General features: G+C 68.8%; 20 protein-coding genes. 7 read left to right on the forward strand and 13 right to left on the reverse strand.

Annotation, left to right across the window (positions count from 1 at the left end; all coding sequences use genetic code 11):
* Positions 1-1,578: hypothetical protein (locus tag FBR43_RS07765; protein WP_394344015.1), on the reverse strand; the 1,578-nt coding region annotated here is incomplete at its 3' end.
* Positions 1,579-1,668: 90 nt separating this feature from the next.
* Complete coding sequence (locus tag FBR43_RS07770; RefSeq protein ID WP_249276499.1) at positions 1,669-1,887, reverse strand: hypothetical protein; 219 nt, start codon at positions 1,885-1,887, stop codon at positions 1,669-1,671.
* A gap of 37 nt (positions 1,888-1,924) precedes the next feature.
* On the opposite strand from FBR43_RS07770, the gene FBR43_RS07775 reads away from it, so the two are divergent.
* Positions 1,925-2,725 carry a class I SAM-dependent methyltransferase gene (locus tag FBR43_RS07775; protein WP_136942621.1) on the forward strand — a complete coding sequence of 267 codons (801 nt, stop codon included), beginning with the start codon at positions 1,925-1,927 and terminating at the stop codon, positions 2,723-2,725.
* Positions 2,726-2,745: 20 nt separating this feature from the next.
* Here FBR43_RS07775 and FBR43_RS07780 read toward each other — a convergent pair whose 3' ends face one another.
* Complete coding sequence (locus tag FBR43_RS07780; RefSeq protein ID WP_169542544.1) at positions 2,746-4,674, reverse strand: TonB family protein; 1,929 nt, start codon at positions 4,672-4,674, stop codon at positions 2,746-2,748.
* A gap of 71 nt (positions 4,675-4,745) precedes the next feature.
* On the opposite strand from FBR43_RS07780, the gene FBR43_RS07785 reads away from it, so the two are divergent.
* A complete protein-coding gene (locus FBR43_RS07785; RefSeq protein ID WP_136942623.1) occupies positions 4,746-5,204 on the forward strand; it encodes a thioredoxin domain-containing protein in 459 nt (152 codons plus the stop codon).
* 28 nt (positions 5,205-5,232) lie between these two features.
* On the opposite strand, the gene FBR43_RS07790 is transcribed toward FBR43_RS07785, so the two are convergent.
* The 8 genes from FBR43_RS07790 to FBR43_RS07825 all read right to left on the reverse strand — a co-directional run bounded on the left by FBR43_RS07790 (position 5,233) and on the right by FBR43_RS07825 (position 12,361).
* Positions 5,233-5,622 (reverse strand): YybH family protein, encoded by a 390-nt coding sequence (locus tag FBR43_RS07790; RefSeq protein ID WP_136942624.1) that lies wholly within the window; start codon positions 5,620-5,622, stop codon positions 5,233-5,235.
* Positions 5,619-6,935: a metal-dependent hydrolase family protein gene (locus FBR43_RS07795; protein WP_136942625.1), complete on the reverse strand. Its 1,317-nt coding sequence runs from the start codon at positions 6,933-6,935 to the stop codon at positions 5,619-5,621. Before FBR43_RS07795 ends, FBR43_RS07790 begins: the two co-directional genes overlap by 4 nt.
* Positions 6,936-6,995: 60 nt before the next feature.
* Positions 6,996-7,622: a glutathione S-transferase family protein gene (locus FBR43_RS07800; RefSeq protein ID WP_136942626.1), complete on the reverse strand. Its 627-nt coding sequence runs from the start codon at positions 7,620-7,622 to the stop codon at positions 6,996-6,998.
* Positions 7,623-7,674: 52 nt separating this feature from the next.
* A complete protein-coding gene (locus FBR43_RS07805) occupies positions 7,675-8,553 on the reverse strand; it encodes a dienelactone hydrolase family protein (RefSeq protein ID WP_136942627.1) in 879 nt (292 codons plus the stop codon).
* Positions 8,554-8,612: 59 nt separating this feature from the next.
* Positions 8,613-9,269, reverse strand: coding sequence for a DUF1013 domain-containing protein (locus FBR43_RS07810; RefSeq protein WP_249276500.1), 657 nt, complete (start codon positions 9,267-9,269; stop codon positions 8,613-8,615).
* Between the two features lie 108 nt (positions 9,270-9,377).
* Positions 9,378-10,403, reverse strand: a complete 1,026-nt coding sequence (locus FBR43_RS07815) for a glycosyltransferase family 4 protein (protein WP_136942629.1) — start codon at positions 10,401-10,403, stop codon at positions 9,378-9,380.
* A gap of 6 nt (positions 10,404-10,409) precedes the next feature.
* Positions 10,410-11,282 carry a UDP-2,3-diacylglucosamine diphosphatase gene (locus FBR43_RS07820; protein WP_136942630.1) on the reverse strand — a complete coding sequence of 291 codons (873 nt, stop codon included), beginning with the start codon at positions 11,280-11,282 and terminating at the stop codon, positions 10,410-10,412.
* Between the two features lie 86 nt (positions 11,283-11,368).
* A complete protein-coding gene (locus FBR43_RS07825) occupies positions 11,369-12,361 on the reverse strand; it encodes an NAD(P)H-quinone oxidoreductase (RefSeq protein WP_136944089.1) in 993 nt (330 codons plus the stop codon).
* A gap of 82 nt (positions 12,362-12,443) precedes the next feature.
* Between FBR43_RS07825 and FBR43_RS07830 the strand changes: the two genes are divergently transcribed.
* The 4 genes from FBR43_RS07830 (at position 12,444) to FBR43_RS07845 (ending at position 17,083) form a co-directional block, all read left to right on the forward strand.
* Complete coding sequence (locus FBR43_RS07830; protein WP_136942631.1) at positions 12,444-12,641, forward strand: DUF1192 domain-containing protein; 198 nt, start codon at positions 12,444-12,446, stop codon at positions 12,639-12,641.
* A gap of 135 nt (positions 12,642-12,776) precedes the next feature.
* Complete coding sequence (gene clpA / locus FBR43_RS07835) at positions 12,777-15,101, forward strand: ATP-dependent Clp protease ATP-binding subunit ClpA (protein WP_136942632.1); 2,325 nt, start codon at positions 12,777-12,779, stop codon at positions 15,099-15,101.
* Between the two features lie 87 nt (positions 15,102-15,188).
* Positions 15,189-16,349: a glycosyltransferase gene (locus tag FBR43_RS07840; protein WP_212611910.1), complete on the forward strand. Its 1,161-nt coding sequence runs from the start codon at positions 15,189-15,191 to the stop codon at positions 16,347-16,349.
* Entirely contained in the window at positions 16,346-17,083 is a 738-nt protein-coding gene (locus FBR43_RS07845) for a hypothetical protein (protein ID WP_136942634.1), read from the forward strand. The genes FBR43_RS07840 and FBR43_RS07845 overlap by 4 nt, the downstream gene beginning before the upstream one ends.
* Here FBR43_RS07845 and FBR43_RS07850 read toward each other — a convergent pair.
* Entirely contained in the window at positions 17,080-17,526 is a 447-nt protein-coding gene (locus tag FBR43_RS07850) for a DUF488 domain-containing protein (RefSeq protein ID WP_136942635.1), read from the reverse strand. The two genes, FBR43_RS07845 and FBR43_RS07850, sit on opposite strands and share 4 nt — an antisense overlap.
* On the reverse strand, positions 17,523-18,185 hold the full coding sequence (locus FBR43_RS07855) for a lysoplasmalogenase family protein (RefSeq protein WP_136942636.1): 663 nt from the start codon (positions 18,183-18,185) through the stop codon (positions 17,523-17,525). The genes FBR43_RS07850 and FBR43_RS07855 overlap by 4 nt, the downstream gene beginning before the upstream one ends.
* 31 nt (positions 18,186-18,216) lie before the next feature.
* On the opposite strand from FBR43_RS07855, the gene trmFO reads away from it, so the two are divergent.
* Positions 18,217-19,557 carry a methylenetetrahydrofolate--tRNA-(uracil(54)-C(5))-methyltransferase (FADH(2)-oxidizing) TrmFO gene (gene trmFO / locus FBR43_RS07860; protein WP_136942637.1) on the forward strand — a complete coding sequence of 447 codons (1,341 nt, stop codon included), beginning with the start codon at positions 18,217-18,219 and terminating at the stop codon, positions 19,555-19,557.
* Positions 19,558-19,561 lie beyond the last annotated feature (4 nt).

The following is a 19,561-nucleotide window of genomic DNA, read 5'->3' on the forward strand; positions in this document are numbered from 1 at the left end:
TGCCGGGCGTGCCTGCGTCCGACGCTCGGCAACGCGACCCTGCCGCTGCTGCGAGCGCGCCGCCTGACGCTGCGCCGAACGCGACTGCGTCCGACGCTCGGCAACGCGAGCCTGCCGCTGCTGCGAGCGTGCCGCCTGACGCTGTGCCGAACGCGACTGTGTCCGACGCTCGGCAACGCGCGCCTGTCGCTGCTGCGAGCGCGCCGCCTGACGCTGCGCTGGCCTTGCCTGCGTTCGACGCTCAGCGACACGTGCCTGGCGCTGTTGCGAACGCGCGGCCTGACGCTGCGCTGACCGCGCCTGCGTCCAACGCTCGGCGACACGCGCCTGTCGTTGCTGCGAGCGTGCTACCTGACGCTGTGCCGAGCGTGCCTGGGTCCGACGCTCGGCAACGCGTGCCTGTCGCTGCTGCGAGCGCGCCGCCTGACGCTGTGCCGAGCGCGCCTGCGTCCGACGCTCGGCAACGCGCGCCTGCCGCTGCTGCAAACGTGCCGCCTGACGCTGGGCCGAGCGTGCCTGCGTCCGATGCTCGGCAACGCGAGCCTCTCGTTGCTGCGCGCGGGCCGACACGCGCCGATCTGCGCGTGCAGCGGCGCGGTTGGCGTAGCGCCGTTCGCGCTGCGCCTCGCGTTGGCGGTCCGCCCGGACCATTCGGCGGCTGTCGGCGCGCGATACCGGGCGATCGGCACGTGCTCGATAGAAGCGTGGCGCCTCGCCGGCGAAATCGTTGCGGCGCCAGTCGGCGAAGCGTTGCGCCGCCGCGCGTCGGGCGCGGCGTTCATAGCGGATGCGCGGTCGGTCGTTCAGTGACTGGCGGGCGCGATAGTCGCTCCACGCCGACACGCGGTCGCGCGCGGCGGCCCATTGCTGGCGCGCGCGGCGCACATAGGGCTGGCGCTCGGCCCAGAGCGGTGCTGCGACACGGCGGCGCGCGCCGCGATACGACACACGGCGCAGATCGCGGCCGCGCGCCAGATACTGGCCGGCGAGCGGAAGAAACGCGCCCGCTGCGGCATAAGGAAGGATTCCACCGCCATTGTCATACACGGCGACGAGGCGATCATCAGCGAAGCCATAGCTGCGCCACGGATCGCGGACCATAAACGGGGCAGCGCCGCCGGGTTCGTAATAATAATAGCGATACCCGTCGTCGATCGGTTCGGCATAGATCGAATGGCCGCCGGCCGCATCCCAGCCCCAGGGCTCGATGCCGTCGTCATAGGCGAATCCGTAATCGGGCGGGGAATCGCCGATTACGTCGAACAGCGTGTCGGCACGGTCGATCCAGGCATAGCCATCATCCCCTGCCCCGCCCCAGCGCGCCGGCGCTGCGGGCGCAAGTGCAGCCGCCGGCGGCGCGACCCGATACGGCGTCTGCGCCACCGGCGCGAGCGGCAGCGCATCGGGCAGCGGCGGCAGCGCCGCGGTGTCGACCGGCGGGTCGAGCGCTGGCAGGAAGGCCTGAAGATTGGCAGGCGCCGTCGCGCCGGTTTCGGCGGGTTCGCCACAGCCGGCGAGAAGCGTCGCCGCGCCGAACATGCCGGCCGTCAGCAGGCGGCGTCGCATCGCGTCGAGCATGGTTGATCTCCTTGAACACAAGCATCAATCGCCCGATGCTAGCGTCCGGTTCCTGAACTCGCCGTGGCCCCGCCGTTCATCGGCGAGCAGTCAGCCGCGCAGCGCCAGCAGCGCGAGCAGAAAGGCGCCGATCAGCGCGAGCATGTGCACCAGCGGCAAGGGAAGCAGGCCGACGCGGTTCCAGTCGTCGCGCTTCGCGCGGCGGCGATCAGCCCAGCCGCTTGCAACTGCCACGACAAGCAGCGCAACCACTGCGCCCCATAGGGGTTGTTGCGGCCATATCGCCTGTTGCATCGTCGCCATCTTCATCTACCGTCCGCCTCACCCCTATGCTCGAGGAAGCATCATGCGCCAGACCCTGATTGCGTTCGCCATTGCCACTACCGCGGCGGCGGTCACGTCGGTTGCGGTCGGTGCCCCGCAGAACCAGCGCGCGGCGATCGAAGCCGCCGTTGCGGCGCCGACGCGGACGCTGGCGAACGTCGCGCGCGATGGCGCACGCCACCCGGTCGAGACGCTCGCCTTCTTTGGCGTCGAGCCCGACGATACGGTGGTCGAGCTTTACCCCGGCGGCGGCTGGTATACCGAGATTCTCGCGCCCTATCTGGCCAGCAGCGGCAGCCTGTGGGTCGCCGCGCCGATGCCCAACGGCGTCAAGGGCGTGCAGACACTGATGGCGAAGGACGCCGCCACCTATGGCAAGCTGCGCGTCGCCTCGTTTCCCGCGGGTGATGCCAAGGTGCCCGATGGCGCCGCCGACGTCGTGCTGACGTTCCGAAACATTCACAACTGGCACATGGGCGGCGCCAAGAATGCGCAACTAGCGTTCGCCGAAGCCTTTCGCATGCTCAAGCCCGGCGGCACCTTCGGCGTCGTCGAGCATCGCCTGCCCGAGGCGCGGCCCGACGGCGATCAGGACAAGTCGGGGTACATGAAGACCAGTACCGTCGTTGCCTATGCCAGGAAGGCCGGGTTCGAGGTCGTCGGGCAGAGCGAGGTCAACGCCAATCCCAAGGATACCGCTGACTGGGCGCAGGGTGTCTGGACGCTGCCGCCGGTGCTGCGTCTCAAGGATCAGGACCGCGCGAAATATGAAGCGATCGGCGAGAGCGACCGCATGACCATCCGCTTCCGCAAGCCGGCCTGACGCGCGGAGCCGCGCCGCGTTCAGGGCATGCGGAAACTGATGGTCTGCTGCGTGGCACTGCACGCGACTTCGGTATCCGGGCGGTGTGAGGCGCTGAACCACATTGCACGCGCCATCTCGTCGGCCGATGCGCTGAACATGCGCGGCGGATATGCCATCAAGGCGCGCTGGTTGGTCGCCCTTCCCTTCGCGGTCACGTCGAATTCGAGCCGGACCCAGCCTTCGAACCCCATATTGATCGCCTCTTCGGGATAGCTGATCGCGTGACCGCGCGCGGCAGGCGCCACGCCGATGACGGCACATTGCTGCGCGGTAAGTCCGGTGGCCGCGATACTCTGCTGCGCTTTTGCCACATCGCCGGCGCCCGCGGCGAGATCGGCCCGTTGCAGCAGCGCGTTGATGCGCAGCGGACGCGTCGGCTCCAGGCGGTCGTCGGCCACGACTGCATCGATCAGCCGCGCCGCGTCCTCCGGAGGCTTGCTGCGCGCACGCGACCGTGCCGTCTCCAGCCGCAGCGTTGCCGCCGTCATCGGATCGCCTGCATAGTCGGGCTGCGCCAGCAACGCGCGTGCCGCCTCGCGGAAGCCGCGTGCGCCGTCATTCTCGAGGATAGCCCGCTGGATCGCGATCCTCGCGTGGACCACGACCGGAGCCTCTAGCGTCCGCGCGAGAGTCTCGGCCGCGTTTATCGGCCCCCTGCTCGCCTTCGCATCGATCAGCGGCGACGTTGCGAGCCACAGCGCCGCCTGTAACCGCATCGAGGGTGTGGCGGTCGTGCTGTCGATCGCGCGCTGCATCTCGAGCAGCAATCGCGCATCGGGTGTCAGCGGGTCGATCGGTGCGGCGCATTGAAGCTCGAGCCATTCAGCGACCGCGCGATTGAGCGGTGCGAGGAGCGAGAGCCGGTCGCCGGCCTCGGTGCAGCGCAGCTCGATACGCGTCGCAGCGCGATAGAAGGCGGGAACCTTCGATGCCGACTCGGCGCTCCATGACCAGCCGAGCACTGCCTGCGCGAATGCCAGCGCCTTGCTGCGTCCGCCCGTGACATAGATCGGCTCGGCATAGGCGACCCAGCCCTTCTCGTGCAGGCCGAACTCGATGATCGCGTGATCGTCGCGCGTCGGCCCGCCCGGCAGGCCGCAGGGCGGCGCCTCGAACACCGCTGCACTCGTGAACGGCGCCTCGCTGATCCTGCCGGCGCCGGTATAGGCGAGATACTTGCGCGCGGCTTCGCGATCGCCCGTCATGTCGGCGGCCAATGCAAGATCGCCGCGCGTGGCCACCTCGCTCAACGTCGTGCGCAACGTGAGGCCGCCCTGCGCCGTGAGCGACTTGCGCAACTCGGCATAGGCCTCCTCGGTGCGACCCGCATTGAGTAGTACGCGGCCATGCTCGGTGCCGATACGTGCGCGCAGATCGGGCGTGGCATCGGGGCCGGCAAGGCTCGACGCCTCGAACGCGTGGCGCTCTGCGGCGCCGTCGCCATCGAAGCGCTTGAGCGCCGCGAGCATCAGCAGCGGCTGGATTCGCGCCAACGCCTCGGACAGCGCGAGCGCGCGCTCGGCGTCGGTGATCGCGCTGGCATAGTCGAGCCGCCGACGCGCCGACGCCGCCAGTTGCAGATAGGCCGCGCGCACGTCTCCCTTGAACTCATCGCCCGCGCGCTCGAGCACGGGCAGGCCTTTCCGGATCGTCGCCTCGCCCGCCTCGGGCTCGCCGCGCAGGATGAGGCAGCCGCCCTTGCGCACGTTGATCGCCGCGCCGACGATGCCGCGCCGCCCTGTCGGAGTCGCCTCGACCGCCTCGAACGCCGTGATCGCTTCGGCACAGCGCCCTTCGGCCGCGGCCTTCGATGCTGCATCGAAGCGCTGCTGCAACGTCTGCGGTGGCTGCGACGCTGCCTGCATCGCCAGCGCCAGCGCGCCGCTCGTCACCATCGTCGCCAACATCGTACCTGCCCCCCGCCAGACGACCATGCTATCGAGCGGTCATGCGGCTGTCGAGAAACCATCGGATACAGATGCTTGGCGCTGCTCTGCTGCTGCTGGCGCCCGGTGGCGTCGTGCACGGCAGCGCACAGCCCGTGGACGATCCAGCGATCGTCGCGGCGCCCGACACGCTCTATCTTTTCGTCGCCTCGTGGTGTGCGCCGTGCCGGATCGAGCTTGGCCAGCTCGACGCGATCGCCGCCGGCGCGGCACCCGCGCGCGTGCGCGTCGTGCCCTATGACCGTACGCGACCGACCCATGCCATGCTGCGCGCGATCGCGCCCGAGCGGCGCTGGATCCCCGAGACGCGCGCCGACCGCGCGCTCGCCTCCGCGCTAGCACGCAATGCCCACGCGCTTCCCTATAGCTTTCTCACCGATGCCGCAGGGCGGCCGTGCGCATGGCATCGCGTCGGCCTTACCGGCCGTGCGGCGGCCGCGATGCAGGCCCATTGCCGTCGCGGTGCGCCAGGCGAGGATGCGTTACGGTAAGACCTTACGGCGGGGGCGAGAGCGACCTTCAGCCGGCGGCGACATAGCATTCGACGCGGCAGCGCCACTGATCCGCGCTGCGCACCCATTCGGCCAGATACTGCCCCGACAGCGCCGGCGCCGATCCGATCGCGCCGCCGGACCATCGGCCCGTCTCCGCCGCGACGTTTCCGCGCGCCTCTATGCGCAGCGGCGTGCGCACGTAGGTCTGGCGGTCGTCGCCCCTAAAGGCCGCGCGCCATGCCTTGCGGATCGCGGGGATGCCCACCAGCGCGGTGCCGCCCGCGGGCACCAGTATCGCATCGGCGGTGAGCATTCGTACGGCGCCATCAGGGTCGCCCTCGGCGATCGCCGCATTCCACGAAAGACGGGTTGCGCGGATCGCCGTTTCGGCGTCGTCGGCTGCTGCGAGGATCACTCGGCGGCCTTCGCCACCCTGCCGCCGTTCATTACGAAGGTTACGCGCTTCAGGGTCGTCACATCGGTGAGCGGGTCGCCCTGGACGGCGATCAGATCGGCCGCCTTTCCTGCTTCGATCGTGCCGATCTCGGCGGACAAACCCAGCAAATCCGCGGCGTTGACCGTGGCCGCGGCGATCGCCTGGGCGGGGGTCATGCCGTATTTCACCATCAGCTCGAACTCGTCGGCATTGCGGCCATGTTTCGACACGCCGGCATCGGTGCCGAACGCGATCTTGACGCCCGCCGGCACCGCCTTGGCTAAAGCCTGGCCGGTGATCGAGATGCGCCAGTCGATCTTGGCACGCACATCGGGCGGGTAGGCATCTGGATTCGCTGCAATTCTTTCGAGATAGCCATTCACGGTCGACAGCGTCGGCACGTAATAGGCACCCGTCTTGCGGAAGAGTGCGATGCCGTCATCATCGAGCAATGTGCCATGTTCGATCGAGTCCGCGCCCGATGCCAGCGCCAGCTTGATGCCGTCGGCGCCATGCGCATGGACCGCGACCTTTTTGCCATAGAGCCTGGCGGTCTCGACGATGGCCTTCGCCTCGTCGTCGAACATCTGCGCGCCCAGCCCGGCGCCGATGCGGCTGTTGACGCCGCCGGTGGTCGCGATCTTGATGACGTCGGCGCCACGGCCGATCTGGATGCGCACCGCACGGCGGCAATCGTCGGGGCCGTCGCACAGATTCTCGGTGCCCGGATGGTCGCGCAGGTCCTCGGCGAGACCGAGCCGCGCGTCCATATGGCCCGAGGTGGTCGAGATCGAGCGGCCGGCATCGACGATGCGCGGCCCTTCGACCCAGCCGCGCGCGATCGCATCGCGCAGCGCCAGCGCGCTTCCCTCGTCGCCCAGATTGCGGACCGTGGTGAAGCCCGCGAGCAGCGTCTTGCGCGCGTTCCACAGCGTCTCGTACGCGCTCAGCTGATCGCTCTCGGTGAAATCGGCGAGCAGCCCCTCCTGCCCCGCGCGATCGGAGGCAAGATGGACGTGGCTGTCGATCAGGCCGGGGAGGACCGTCTGCGTCGAGAGATCGATCACGGCGCTGCCGTCGCCCGGCCGCTGATGGCCGTCGAGAACCTGCGCGATGCGACCGCCGCGGATCACGATCGTCGAGGGGCCGCGCGGCGCCTGTCCCGGCACGGCGATCAGGCGCCCGGCGAGCACATGGGTAACGGCTTCGGCGGCGGGCGGCGGCGGCGACTGCTGCGCGGCAAGCGGCATGGCGGCAGTTGCGAGCAGCAAGGCGATAAGGCGCGACATCATTTCCCCCGTCAGACGATACCGCCTTCATCGGACACTGCGCAGGGGAAGGCAACGCGCGTTTCAGCCCGACTGCATCGCCGCGATCAGCCGGTCATCCTCCGCCTTGGCGCGCCGATACGCCTCGCGTTGCGTCAGCCGATCGGCATAGGCACGGAACGAAGGGCGATCGGGCAGCGAGCCGAAGCCGAGGCCCCAGATCACCTGCGCGCCGACATAGACGTCGGCAGCCGTGAAGGCGCTGCCCGCCACATAGTCGCGCCCGTCGAGCCAGCCCGCGAGCGTATCGACCATGCGATCGAAGCTGCCGAAGCCCGCCATCGCCTCCTTGTCCGCGGGCACATCGTAGCCGAGCGCGCGCGCCGTTACCGCCTGTTCGACCGGGCCGGCAGCGAAGAACAGCCAGCGATAGTAATCGGCGCGATCGGCCGGCGGCGGCGCCAAGCCGTTCTCGGGGAAAGCATCGGCCAGATAGGCGCAGATCGCCGGGCATTCGGTGACGACGCGATCGCCGTGGCGGATCGCCGGCACCTTGCCCATCGGATTGATCGCCAGATATTCGGGCGCCTGCATCGAACCGCCATAGTCGAGGATTTCGACGTCATAGGGCGCGCCGGTCTCCTCGAGCATCCAGCGCGCGATCTGCCCGCGCGACATCGGGTTGGTGTAGAGCGTCAGGTCTGCGGCCATTGTATCTCTCCGAGTCTTGGCGGAACGGATAGTGAACGTTACGACCGTGGCGTCAAGTCAGTTCGCGTTCGAACAGCGCCATGGTACGGTCCCATGCGAGCTGCGCGGTCGCGGCGTCGTATCGCTCGGCCGAGGTGTCGTTGTTGAAGGCGTGTTCGGCGCCCGGATAGACATGTACGTCGACGCGCTTGCCCGCCGCCTTGAGCGCCTCGCCCCAGGGCACGCCCGTGGTATTCACGCGCGCGTCGTTGCCGGCGAGATGGATCGCCATCGCGGCCTCGACCTTCGGCGCCTCGGCCGGATCGGGCGCGGGGCCGTAATAGGGTGCGGCTGCCGCGAGTGCCGGGCCGGCGGCCACCGCCAGCCGGTTGACGTAGCCGCCACCCCAGCAGAACCCGACCGCGCCCACCTTGCCCGTGCCGCCGCGCAGACGCGCGAGCCGCGCGATCGTCGCCTGCCCGGCCGCAAGCGCGGCGTCGTAATCGAGCGTGCCGATAAGGTCGCGCGCCGCGTCGGGATCGGCGGGGGTGCCGCCCTGCGGCGTCAGGAAATCGGGCGCGACGGCAAAGAAGCCCGCGAGCGCCACGCGTCGCGCGACACCCTCGATATGCGCGTTGAGGCCGCGATTCTCGTGCACCACGATCACTGCGCCCACCTTGCGCCCCGGATTGCGCGGTGCTGCGAAATAGCCCGTCATCATCGTACCGCCGCCGATGGCGTAGCCGCCCTTACGCGTGACGATGCGCGGATCGGCGGGGTCGATCTGCTGCGCAGCGGCGGCGGCGGCGGGCGCGATCGTCGCGATCAGTGTCTCGGCGGCGGCGACCGATCCGGCGAGCAGGCCCATCTCCCGCAACAGCCGCCGGCGGTCGCGATGCTCGTGCGTGAACGCGTCATAGAGGTCGATGGCGCGGCGACGAAGATCGGACATGGGCGGACGCTCCTGCTGGGAGCGCCGAGCATAGGGCGAGCACGGCGGCCCGCAAGCCGTCAGCGGCGGAACGGGTCCTCGAACAGCGGCTTGGGAGCCTCGCCCGCCTCGCCAAGTTCGGCATCGCGTGCCGCCTGTTCGCGCTCGGCGCGCAGCTGGGTAAGCAGCGCCTCGCGATCGCCCTCGAGCCGCGTATCGGTGGGCGCCTCGATGCCGGCGGCCTTGGCGGCCTTGGCGACGAGCGCGTCGAGCTCGCGCTGCGAGCACAGGCCGAGCGTCACCGGATCCTTGGGCGTGATGTTGCCGATGTTCCAGTGCGTCCGGTCGCGGATCGCCGCGATCGTGGTGCGCGTCGTGCCGATGAGCTTGCCGATCGCGCCGTCCGAAATCTCGGGGTGGTTGCGGATGATCCACGCAATTCCGTCGGGCTTGTCCTGCCGCTTGGATACCGGCGTGTAGCGCGGGCCCTTGGTGCGGCGGACCTGCTCGGGACCTTTCAGCATCTTCAGGCGGTAGGACGGATCGTCCTGCCCCTTCTCGATCTCCTCCATCGTCAGCTCGTGCGCGCGCACCGGATCGCGGCCGGTGAGCTTGGCCGAAGCGGTATCGTCGGCGATGGCCTGCACCTCGAGGATGTGGAGGCCGCAGAACTCGGCGATCTGCTCGAACGAGAGCGCGGTGTTGTCGACCAGCCAGGAAGCGGTCGCATGCGGCATCAGGGGCTGGGCCACGGTGAAGTCTCCGGCGAAAACAATAAGGGCCACCCCTTCCGGGGTGGCCGCTGACCTGCCCGACTTAGTGCACGCGCCGCCCAAGGGCAAGCGTCACGCCACCGCGCGCGTGTCCGTGCCGATGGGAACGAGGGCGGCGAGGAACTGCGCGGCGCTCGCTTCCCAGGTGAAGCCCGCTCCATAGGCGGCGCAGGTAGCGCGGTCGCATCGCAGTGCCGCGGCGATCGCGGCTTCGAGATCGTCGTCGAGCGCGCCGACCTGCGGGCCGATGACGTCGACCGGGCCCGTCACCGGATAGGCGGCGACGGGCGTGCCGCAGGCCAGCGCCTCGATCATCACCAGCCCGAAGGTGTCAGTGCGGCTGGGAAACACGAACACGTCCGCCGCCGCATAGGTCGCGGCAAGCGCGCTGCCAAAGCGCGGGCCGAGGAACAACGCTTCGGGATAGCGCGCCTCAAGCTCGGCGCGCGCCGGCCCGTCGCCCACCACCACGCGCGTGCCGGGGCGGCGCGTGGCGAGAAACGCCTCGATATTCTTCTCGACCGCGACCCGGCCGACATAGAGTTGCACCGGCCCCGGCAGCGCCGCCAGCGCCGGATCGGGAACGACGCCGGCGTGAAAGCAGCCGAGATCGACGCCGCGGCCCCAGTGGCGCACCTGTTCGAGACCATGATCGACCAGCGTCTGCCGGATCGACGGCGTCGAGGCGAGGATCGCCTGCGCGGGCGCGTGGAACCAGCGGATGTAGCGCCAGATCCATTCGGCGGGCACACCCGACCGCGCCGAGACATAATCGGGGAACTGCGTGTGATAGGCCGTGGTGAAGGGCGTGCCGTTGCGCAGGCACCAGCGCCGCGCCGCAAGGCACAGCGGCCCCTCGGTGGCGAGATGGATCGCATCAGGCGCGAAATCGGCGATCAGCGCGCCCACCGTCGCGGTACGCGTCATCGCCAGCCGTATCTCGGGATAGGTGGGGCATGGCAGCGACAGGAAGCGATCGGGCGAGATCACCAGCACCGCATGACCCTGCGCCTCGAGCACGCCGCGCACCGACTGGAGGGTGCGGACCACGCCGTTCACCTGCGGTTCCCACGCATCGGTGACGATCGCGATCCGCATGTTTCGTCAGGCGGCCCTGCGCGTTTCGGCCGCCGCGCGTGCCTCGCCCCTCGCGGCGATGGCGGAGGCCCAGTGCAGGATTTCCATGCGGCCATCCTCATGTTCGACGAGGGCGGTACAGCCTTCCACCCAGTCACCGTCGTTATAATAGTCGATGCCGTCAATATGCCGCTGGTCGGCGGTATGGATATGGCCCGCCACCACGCCATCGACGCCGCGCGCCCGCGCCTCGCGCGCGACGATCTCCTCGAAGTTCGAGATGAACTCGACGGCGTTCTTGACCTTGTGCTTGGCGTATTTGCTAAGCGACCAGTAAGGGAGGTTGAAGGCGCGGCGCCAGACGTTCACCCAGCGGTTGAGCGTCATCATCACATGATAGGCAAGGTCGCCGGCATGCGCGAGCCAGCGGTGCGACAAGGTGATCGCGTCGAACTCGTCGCCGTGCAGCACCAGCAGCCGGCGGCCGTCGGCAGTGGTGTGGATCGCCTGCCGCCTGATCTTCACGCCGCCGAAGTCGAGCCCGGTGAACTGGCGGAACATCTCGTCGTGATTGCCGGGAATATAGGTGATGCGCGTGCCGCGCTTGGCGCGCTTCATGATGCGCCAGACGATGTCGTTGTGCGTCGCGGGCCAGAAGAAGCGTTTCTTGAGCTGCCACCCGTCGAAGATGTCGCCCACCAGATACATCTGCTCGCTGTCGACATGGTCGAGAAAGTCGATGAGCATCTCGGCGTTGCAGCCGCGCGTGCCCAGATGCACGTCGCTGATCCAGATCGTGCGATAGCGCCGCCGCTCAGCGACCGTGACTTCAGTGATCTGCGGTGCGGCGTCAGCGAAGCCGGCGATAGCGTCGAACGGAAGCTGCGTGATCGTGCCCATGCCATGGTTTCCCGCGCATAACCCTTGCCCGAGCCGCCTATGCCGGGGGAATGTTACAACTCGCGGCGCCCGCTGTCATGGCATCGTCATGCAGCCGGCCCGCCGACCTCCAGCACGATCTTGCCCACATGATCGCCGGCTTCCATCCGCCGGTGTGCGTCGGCGGCGTGCGCCAGCGGATAGGTGCGGTCGATGACGGGCTTGAGCCGTCCCGCCTCGACATGCGGCCAGACGGTGCGCCCGAGCTCGTCGGCGACCATTGCCTTGAAGGCGGCGTCGCGCGGGCGCAGCGTCGAGCCGGTCAGGGTCAGGCGGCGGCGCATCACCTCGAAGATCGGGATCGTCGCTTCGAGCCCGCGCTGCACCGCGATCGATACGTGGCGCCCGTCATCGGCCAGGCATTGGAGATTGCGCGGCACATAATCGCCACCGACCATGTCGAGCACCACCGCGCAACCCGCGCCGCCGGTGATGTCCTGCACGCGCGCGACGAAATCCTCGCTCGCATAGTTGATCGCGTGATCGGCGCCCAGACTGCGCGCGGCTTCGACCTTCGCGTCCGATCCGGCGGTGACGATGATCGTCAGGCCGAACAGATTGGCGAGCGCAATCGCCATCGTGCCGATGCCGCTGGTGCCGCCATGCACCAGCACGGTATCGCCTTCGGAAGCGTAGCCGCGCTCGAACAGGTTGGTCCACACGGTAAACAACGTCTCTGGGATCGCCGCCGCCTCGACCATCGTGAGTGCCGCCGGCACCGGCAGGCACTGGCCTTCGGGCGCCACGGCATATTGCGCATAGCCGCCGCCGGCGATCAGCGCGCACATCGGCTGGCCGATCAGCGCATCGTTGCCGCCCTCGCCCACGGCGACCACTTCGCCCGCGACTTCGAGGCCGGGAATCGTGGGCGCACCCGACGGCGGCGGATAGCCGCCCTTGCGCTGGAGAATGTCGGGGCGATTGACGCCTGCGGCATGGACCTTGAGCAGCACTTCGCCCGCTGCCGGCGTGGGCACAGGACGCTCGACGGGCACCAGCACCTCGGGGCCGCCCGGCGCAGCCGGATCGATCGCGGTCATCATCGCCGGCACTTGCATCGCATTCCCCCCGTGTCGGCGGCGACTTATTGACATCGCGAGCGCGGGGGTCAACGTTTGGCGTATGGACGCCGACGACAATCTTCCGCGGCGCAGCGACGATCCGGTGGCGATGCTGGCGCGACAGGATCTCGATCCGCTGTCGGTCGCCGAGCTCGACGCGCGCATCGCCGCGCTCGAGGCCGAGATCACGCGCATCGCCCGGCATCGTGACCGTGCCGTTAACCATCGGGCAAGCGCCGATCAGCTATTCAAGCGATGACGGGCAGGGGCGCCGGACGAAGCGGGACCTTCGATACCGGCGATGGACCAGCGGCTTGATGCGCGGCCTTCCCCACCCGACATTGGACGAAAGGACCGCGCGTCCATTCGCGGCCCAGCCGGAGTAGAATACCCCATGCCATCGTTCGCATCCGCCCTCGAATCCACGCTGCACAAGGCGCTGGAGGCCGCGTCGTCGCGTCGGCACGAATATGCGACGCTCGAACATCTGCTGGTCGCGCTCGTCGACGACGAGCATGCCTCTAAGGTGATGGCCGCGTGCGGCGTCGATCTTGGCGAGCTGAAGGCGGCGGTGGCGCGCTATCTCGATACCGAGCTCGAGGCGCTCAAGGTCGACAGCCATTCGGATCCCACGCCCACCAGCGGCTTCCAGCGCGTGGTGCAGCGCGCGATCCTGCACGTCCAGTCGTCGGGCCGCGACGAGGTGACGGGCGCCAACGTGCTCGTCGCGCTGTTCAGCGAGCGCGAGAGCTATGCCGTCTATTTCCTCCAGCAGCAGGACATGAGCCGGCTCGATGCGGTGAGCTTCATCAGCCACGGCGTCGGCAAGGGCGGCGCGCCGTCCGAAACGCGCGAAGTGAAGGGCGCCGACGACGACAAGCCTGCGCAGAAGGGCAACGACAAGAACCAGAAGGGCGAAAGCGCGCTCAAGCAGTTCTGCGTCGACCTCAACGAGAAGGCGAAGAACGGCAAGGTCGATCCGCTGATCGGCCGCGGCCCCGAAGTCGACCGCACGGTGCAGATCCTGTGCCGCCGCTCGAAGAACAACCCGCTCTATGTGGGCGATCCCGGCGTCGGCAAGACCGCGATTGCCGAGGGGCTGGCGCGCAAGATCGTCGAGGGCGACGTGCCCGAGGTGCTGCTGCCCGCCGTCATCTATTCGCTCGACATGGGCGCGTTGCTTGCGGGCACGCGCTATCGCGGCGATTTCGAGGAGCGGCTGAAGCAGGTCGTCAACGAGCTCGAGAAGCTGCCTCACGCGGTGCTGTTCATCGACGAGATTCACACGGTGATTGGCGCCGGCGCCACTTCCGGCGGCGCGATGGATGCCTCGAATCTGTTGAAGCCGGCGCTGTCGGGCGGGACGATCCGCTGCATCGGCTCGACCACCTACAAGGAGTTCCGCAACCACTTCGAGAAGGATCGCGCGCTGCTGCGCCGCTTCCAGAAGATCGACGTCAACGAGCCGTCGGTCGAGGACACGATCAAGATCCTCGCCGGCCTGCGCTCGGCGTTCGAGGGGCATCACTCGGTCAAGTACACGCCCGATGCGATCAAGTCGGCGGTCGAGCTTTCGGCGCGCTACATCAACGATCGCAAGCTGCCCGACAAGGCGATCGACGTGATCGACGAAGTCGGCGCGATGCAGATGCTGGTGGCGCCCTCGAAGCGCAAGAAGGTCATCACGCCGAAGGAGATCGAGCAGGTGATTGCCACCATGGCGCGCATCCCGCCGAAGACGGTGTCTTCGGACGACACGCGCGTGCTCGCGAACCTCGAGACCGATCTCAAGCGCGTGGTGTTCGGGCAGGATGCCGCGATCGGCGTACTCTCGTCCGCCATCAAGCTCAGCCGGGCAGGCCTGCGCGATCCCGACAAGCCGATCGGCAACTATCTGTTCTCCGGCCCCACCGGCGTCGGCAAGACCGAGGTTGCGCGCCAGCTTGCCGAGATCATGGGCATTCCGCTCCAGCGCTTCGACATGAGCGAGTATATGGAGCGGCACAGCGTCAGCCGCCTGATTGGCGCGCCTCCGGGTTATGTCGGCTACGATCAGGGCGGCCTGCTGACCGATGCGGTCGACCAGAACCCGCACAGCGTTCTGCTGCTCGACGAGATCGAGAAGGCGCATCCCGACCTGTTCAACATCCTGTTGCAGGTGATGGACAACGGCAAGCTGACCGACCACCACGGCAAGACCGTCGATTTCCGCAACACCATTCTCATCATGACCACCAATGCCGGTGCGTCGGACATGGCAAAGGAATCGATCGGCTTCGGCGAGATCGCGCGCGAGGACGTTCAGGAAGAGGCGGTGAAGAAGCTCTTCACGCCTGAGTTCCGCAACCGCCTCGATGCGATCGTGCCGTTTGGCTATCTGCCGACCGAAGTGGTGGCGCGCGTGGTCGACAAGTTCATCCTCCAGCTCGAGCTGCAACTCGCCGATCGCGGCGTGCATATCCGCCTCGACGAAGATGCCAAGGCGTGGCTCACCGAGCGCGGCTATGACAAGCTCTATGGTGCGCGGCCGATGGGCCGTCTGATCCAGGAGAAGGTCAAGCAGCCGCTCGCCGAGGAATTGCTGTTCGGCAAGCTGCTGCACGGCGGCGAGGTCAATGTGAAGCTGAAGGACAACGCGCTGTCCTTCGAGATCGTCCCCGCGCCGCCGCGCAAGCCGCGCAAGAAGGGCGGCAGCAAGACCGAGGCCGCCAAGGCCTGAACGATCCGGGCGGCGCGCAGTGCGCCGCCCGCATCCCTTTCATGATGATCGCAATCGGCGGCGTCGTTAGCGCGTCGGCAAGGCTTGATGCGCTACGAGCGGCCGATGCTATGGCTCGCGCTCTTTTCGCTCGGCTTCCCGCTCATCGTGTTCGCGGGCTATCCGGCGGCGATGCTGTTCGCGGCGAAGTTCGTCGGGCGGCGGCCGACCGCCACGGGCGCGATGCCTTGTTCGCTTTCGGTGCTCATCTGCGCGCATAACGAGGCCGCGCATATCGGCGCCAAGATCGCTTCGGTGCAGGCGGCGCTCGCCGGCTGGCCGGGCCGGCACGAGATCATCGTCGGCGACGATGGCTCGACCGACGACACCGCCACGATCGCCGAGGCGATGGGCGTGCGCGTGGTCCGCTGCGCGCGCGGCGGCAAGGCCGCGGCGTTGCAGCGCATCGCGCGGATGGCGTCGGGCGAGGTGCTGGTGATGACCGATGCCGACCCGCTGTTCGAGGCCGATACGGTGCGCGCGCTGCTCGCGCCGCTCGACGATCCGCAGGTGGGCGCCGTCGCGGGACGCGTCGATACGCTCGCGGCGAAGGGGCGCGTGGCGGGTTTCGCGGCGGCCGACCGGTTGTTTCGACGCTACGAGGCGGCGTTGCGCGACGCCGAAGACCGGCTGTTCGGCTGCATTTCGGCCGATGGCGGGCTGTATGCGATCCGTGCGGCGCTAATGCCGCCGGTGCCCGCCGACGTCACCGACGATTTCTGGGTAAGCACCGCTGCCGTCGCTGCCGGCCGCCGAATCGCCTATGCCGATGATGCGCGCGTCTGGGAGCACAGCATCGCGGGCAATCGCCGGCAGTTCCGCCGCCGGGTGCGCATCACGGTGCGCGGGTTGACCGGGCTGTGGCGGCGGCGTGCGTTGATGAACCCTGCGCGCACCGGCTGGTATGCCGTCGGTCTGGTCCTCCACAAGCTCGGGCGTCGCGTGGCCCCCGTGGCGCTGGTGCCGCTGCCGATCGCCAGCACGATGCTGGCGGCGGGTGGCAGCCTGTTCTGGACGCTGGTCGCCTTGGCTTCGGCGGGCGTCGCCGTCGCGACGCTGGCGGCTCAAGCGGGGATCGCCCTGCCTCGCCCGTTGCGTCTGCTCGCCAATGCGGGCCTGCACCTTGCAGGACTGGCGACGGGCGCGGTGCTGTTCGCCTCCGGCCGGCGCTATGCGCAATGGACGCCGCAAAAGATCGCGCCCGCATGATCCGCGCCACTCTCGTCGCGAGTGCGGCCGCAGCGGGCGGGCTTGCCCTGTGGGCGACGGCCGAGCCGCGGAACGACGCCCTGTCCGCAGGTTTCCGCGAGGATTTCGATCGCGGCCTGTGCATCGCGCCCTGCCCCGGCGCGCACTGGGCGATCGCGCAGCAGGAGGATGGCGACGTCGCGGTTCGATCGGCACCCGATCGCGCTGGACGGGCACTGCACGCCAACACGCGTGCGCGTCGACCGGGTCGTGTCGCCAAGGCCGACCTGGTCGCGCGCTTCGTGCCGATCGCGCCGGGCACGATCGTGACCGTCGCATTCGATCTGCGCATCCCGGCGGGGCGCCCGCGCAATTCGTTGCAACTCGTCGACCTCGAATGTGCGAGCTGCGGCGAAGCGGGCAATCCGGGCATCCGGCTGTATCTGCGCCACGGCCGCCTGCGCATCGACCGCGCCAAGATCGGCGAACGCCACGCCTGGGTGCGCGACGACGCACCGCAGATCGCGCCAGATCGCTGGCACCGCATCGTGTGGCGCACGCGCATCGGCGATAAACGCATGGGCGAGACGCGCGTGCTGCTCGACGGCGCCGAAGTGCTCGCCGCGCGCGGCGCGACCACCGCCGCGCTGCCCCGCCGTCATGTCGACCGCGTGCAGATCGGCATCACCGCCAGTTCGAACGACGTGCCCGCCGAGGCATGGTTCGACAATGTCGACATTGCGCTGTCGCGCTAGGCAGGCGATCCGGCGAACAGATCGACGACATCGAAGTCCTCGCCCTCGGCCGCAAGCAGCAGCGTGCGGTGGCAGACATGCGGGTCGCGCTCGAAGCAGAGCAGCGCGGATGGTTTCTCTTGCGCCAGCGCACGCATCCGTGCCGCCGCTGCCTGCGCCTCGGGCAATTCGAGCTGCCCGGCATACACCGCCTCGAGCGTTGCGCGATCGCCCTTCTTGGCGGCATCGCGACCCGGTTTGGGCGTGCCCAGTGCCTTGAGGTGCACATAGTCGATGCCGCGCTCGGCCAGCGCGGCGGCAAGCGAGGATTTGGAAAAGCCGGGACGGCGCGACAGGGGCAGCTGCCGCACATCGATCAACCGCGCGACACCCGCGCCTTCAAGCGCGCCGAGCAGTTCGTCGACCGTCGCGCCTTCGTAGCCGATGGTGAAGATCGTCTTCATCGAACCGAGATGGTGGCCGTCCGCCCGATTGCCAGCCGATCGACCACGCCCCGCGCGATCAGCGCTTGCGCTGCGAGATATAGCGGCCACACCAGCAGCGTCGGCAGCGCCGACTGCGCAAGCGCGCCGCCGCGCGCAAAGATGAGCAGGTCGGAGGCGACGAAGAGCACCGCGCCCAGGCCCACGCGATAGCGCGCAAAGGCGCTCGTCCACGCCAGCCCCGCCATGCTGCCGAGGATCGCCGCATAGAGCACCACCAGCGCGTCGCGCGTCAGCAGCGCCGCCGTTGCCGTCGTGCCGAACGGGAGCAGCCAGCCGAGCAGCCGCTGGCTCGCCGATATCGACGGGCGGCGGTGGCGTGCGAACAGCGCGATGGCGAGCAGATGGCCGAGCGCGAAGGCGATGCCCCCCGCCACGAAGCCGATGGCATCGAGCAGCACGTCACCCGTTGCGCCGAGCGCCAGCATCGCCGCGAGAATCCAGCCGTCGCGGCTCGTGGCGCGCCGTGCTGCCCAGAGCGCGAGCAGGCCCACGCCAGCCCCTTTCCAGGCGATCACTGCCCAGCCATCGATTTCGGCCCACGCCGCGAGGCTGTAGCTTGCGCCGATCGCGACTGCCGCCCAGTACAGTCCCGCACCGCCGTCGCCGCTCTTGTCCATCGTGCGACTCGCCCCTACCCGTCCTATCGACATGAACGCACAAACGCACGACGTCCACATCATCGGCGGCGGCCTTGCCGGGTCGGAAGCCGCATGGCAGCTCGCGCGCGCGGGCCTGCGCGTCAAGCTCTCGGAGATGCGCGGCGGCGGCGAGACCACGCCGGCGCATCAGGGCGATGCGCTCGCCGAACTCGTCTGCTCGAACAGCTTCCGCTCCGACGATGCCGAGCGCAACGCGGTGGGCCTGCTCCATGCCGAGATGCGCGCGCTCGATTCGCTGGTCATCGCCTGCGCCGATGCGCATCAGGTGCCCGCCGGCTCGGCGCTCGCGGTCGATCGCGACGGGTTTTCGGCGGCGGTGACGCAGGCGCTCGAGGCGGAGCCGAACATCACGATCGTGCGCGAGCGCGTCGATGCGCTGCCCGATACCGGCCTGGCCATCATCGCCACGGGGCCGCTCACCGCACCGGGGCTGGCCGAGGGAATCGCGAACGCCACCGGCGCCGACGCGCTTGCCTTCTTCGATGCGATAGCCCCCATCGTCCATGCCGAATCGATCGACATGAGCGTCGCGTGGAAGCAGTCGCGCTGGGACAAGGCGGGGCCGGGCGGCGACGGTAAGGATTACATCAACTGCCCGATGGACAAGGCACAGTACGAAGCGTTCCACGCCGCGCTCATGGCGGGCGAGAAGGCCGCGTTCCGCGAATGGGAGAATGTGCCCTATTTCGACGGCTGCATGCCGATCGAGGTGATGGCCGAGCGCGGGCTCGACACGCTGCGCTACGGCCCGATGAAGGGCGTGGGGCTCGACGATCCGCGCACCGGGCGCTGGCCGCACGCCTGCGTGCAGCTGCGGCAGGACAATGCCAGCGGCACGCTGTGGAACATGGTGGGCTTTCAAACCAAGCTGAAGCATGGCGAGCAGGTACGCATCTTCCGCACGATCCCCGGCCTCGAACATGCCGAGTTCGCGCGGCTGGGCGGGCTGCACCGCAACACCTTCATCCGCTCGCCGGTGCTGCTCGATGGCACGTTACGATTGAAGGCGCGGCCCAATCTTCGCTTCGCGGGGCAGATCACCGGCTGCGAAGGCTATGTCGAGAGCGCGGCGATCGGCCTGCTCGCGGGCCGCTTTGCCGCCGCCGAGTTGCGAGGGCAGGCATCGGCCCCGCCCCCCGTCGAGACGGCACTCGGCGCGTTGCTCGGCCATATCACCGGCGGCGCCGATGCCGAGACCTATCAGCCGATGAACGTCAATTTCGGGCTGTTCCCGCCGATCGAGGGGCGCACCAAGAAGGCCGATCGCAAGCTGATGTACACCGCTCGGGCGCGTGAGGCGTTCGGCGCCTGGCAGGCCGCGCTGCGGTAGAACG

Source organism: Sphingomonas baiyangensis (genome assembly GCF_005144715.1).
Classification (GTDB): Bacteria; Pseudomonadota; Alphaproteobacteria; order Sphingomonadales; family Sphingomonadaceae; genus Sphingomonas; species Sphingomonas baiyangensis.

What these genes read in the sequence shown, in the direction of transcription:
- FBR43_RS07770 (WP_249276499.1), bottom strand. Translation starts at nt 1,887, where the DNA reads ATGAAGATGGCGACGATGCAACAGGCGATATGGCCGCAACAACCCCTA.
- FBR43_RS07775 (WP_136942621.1), top strand. Translation starts at nt 1,925, where the DNA reads ATGCGCCAGACCCTGATTGCGTTCGCCATTGCCACTACCGCGGCGGCG.
- FBR43_RS07780 (WP_169542544.1), bottom strand. Translation starts at nt 4,674, where the DNA reads ATGTTGGCGACGATGGTGACGAGCGGCGCGCTGGCGCTGGCGATGCAG.
- FBR43_RS07785 (WP_136942623.1), top strand. Translation starts at nt 4,746, where the DNA reads ATGCTTGGCGCTGCTCTGCTGCTGCTGGCGCCCGGTGGCGTCGTGCAC.
- FBR43_RS07795 (WP_136942625.1), bottom strand. Translation starts at nt 6,935, where the DNA reads ATGATGTCGCGCCTTATCGCCTTGCTGCTCGCAACTGCCGCCATGCCG.
- FBR43_RS07800 (WP_136942626.1), bottom strand. Translation starts at nt 7,622, where the DNA reads ATGGCCGCAGACCTGACGCTCTACACCAACCCGATGTCGCGCGGGCAG.
- FBR43_RS07805 (WP_136942627.1), bottom strand. Translation starts at nt 8,553, where the DNA reads ATGTCCGATCTTCGTCGCCGCGCCATCGACCTCTATGACGCGTTCACG.
- FBR43_RS07810 (WP_249276500.1), bottom strand. Translation starts at nt 9,269, where the DNA reads ATGCCGCATGCGACCGCTTCCTGGCTGGTCGACAACACCGCGCTCTCG.
- FBR43_RS07815 (WP_136942629.1), bottom strand. Translation starts at nt 10,403, where the DNA reads ATGCGGATCGCGATCGTCACCGATGCGTGGGAACCGCAGGTGAACGGC.
- FBR43_RS07820 (WP_136942630.1), bottom strand. Translation starts at nt 11,282, where the DNA reads ATGGGCACGATCACGCAGCTTCCGTTCGACGCTATCGCCGGCTTCGCT.
- FBR43_RS07825 (WP_136944089.1), bottom strand. Translation starts at nt 12,361, where the DNA reads ATGACCGCGATCGATCCGGCTGCGCCGGGCGGCCCCGAGGTGCTGGTG.
- FBR43_RS07830 (WP_136942631.1), top strand. Translation starts at nt 12,444, where the DNA reads ATGGACGCCGACGACAATCTTCCGCGGCGCAGCGACGATCCGGTGGCG.
- clpA (WP_136942632.1), top strand. Translation starts at nt 12,777, where the DNA reads ATGCCATCGTTCGCATCCGCCCTCGAATCCACGCTGCACAAGGCGCTG.
- FBR43_RS07840 (WP_212611910.1), top strand. Translation starts at nt 15,189, where the DNA reads ATGCGCTACGAGCGGCCGATGCTATGGCTCGCGCTCTTTTCGCTCGGC.
- FBR43_RS07845 (WP_136942634.1), top strand. Translation starts at nt 16,346, where the DNA reads ATGATCCGCGCCACTCTCGTCGCGAGTGCGGCCGCAGCGGGCGGGCTT.
- FBR43_RS07850 (WP_136942635.1), bottom strand. Translation starts at nt 17,526, where the DNA reads ATGAAGACGATCTTCACCATCGGCTACGAAGGCGCGACGGTCGACGAA.
- FBR43_RS07855 (WP_136942636.1), bottom strand. Translation starts at nt 18,185, where the DNA reads ATGGACAAGAGCGGCGACGGCGGTGCGGGACTGTACTGGGCGGCAGTC.
- trmFO (WP_136942637.1), top strand. Translation starts at nt 18,217, where the DNA reads ATGAACGCACAAACGCACGACGTCCACATCATCGGCGGCGGCCTTGCC.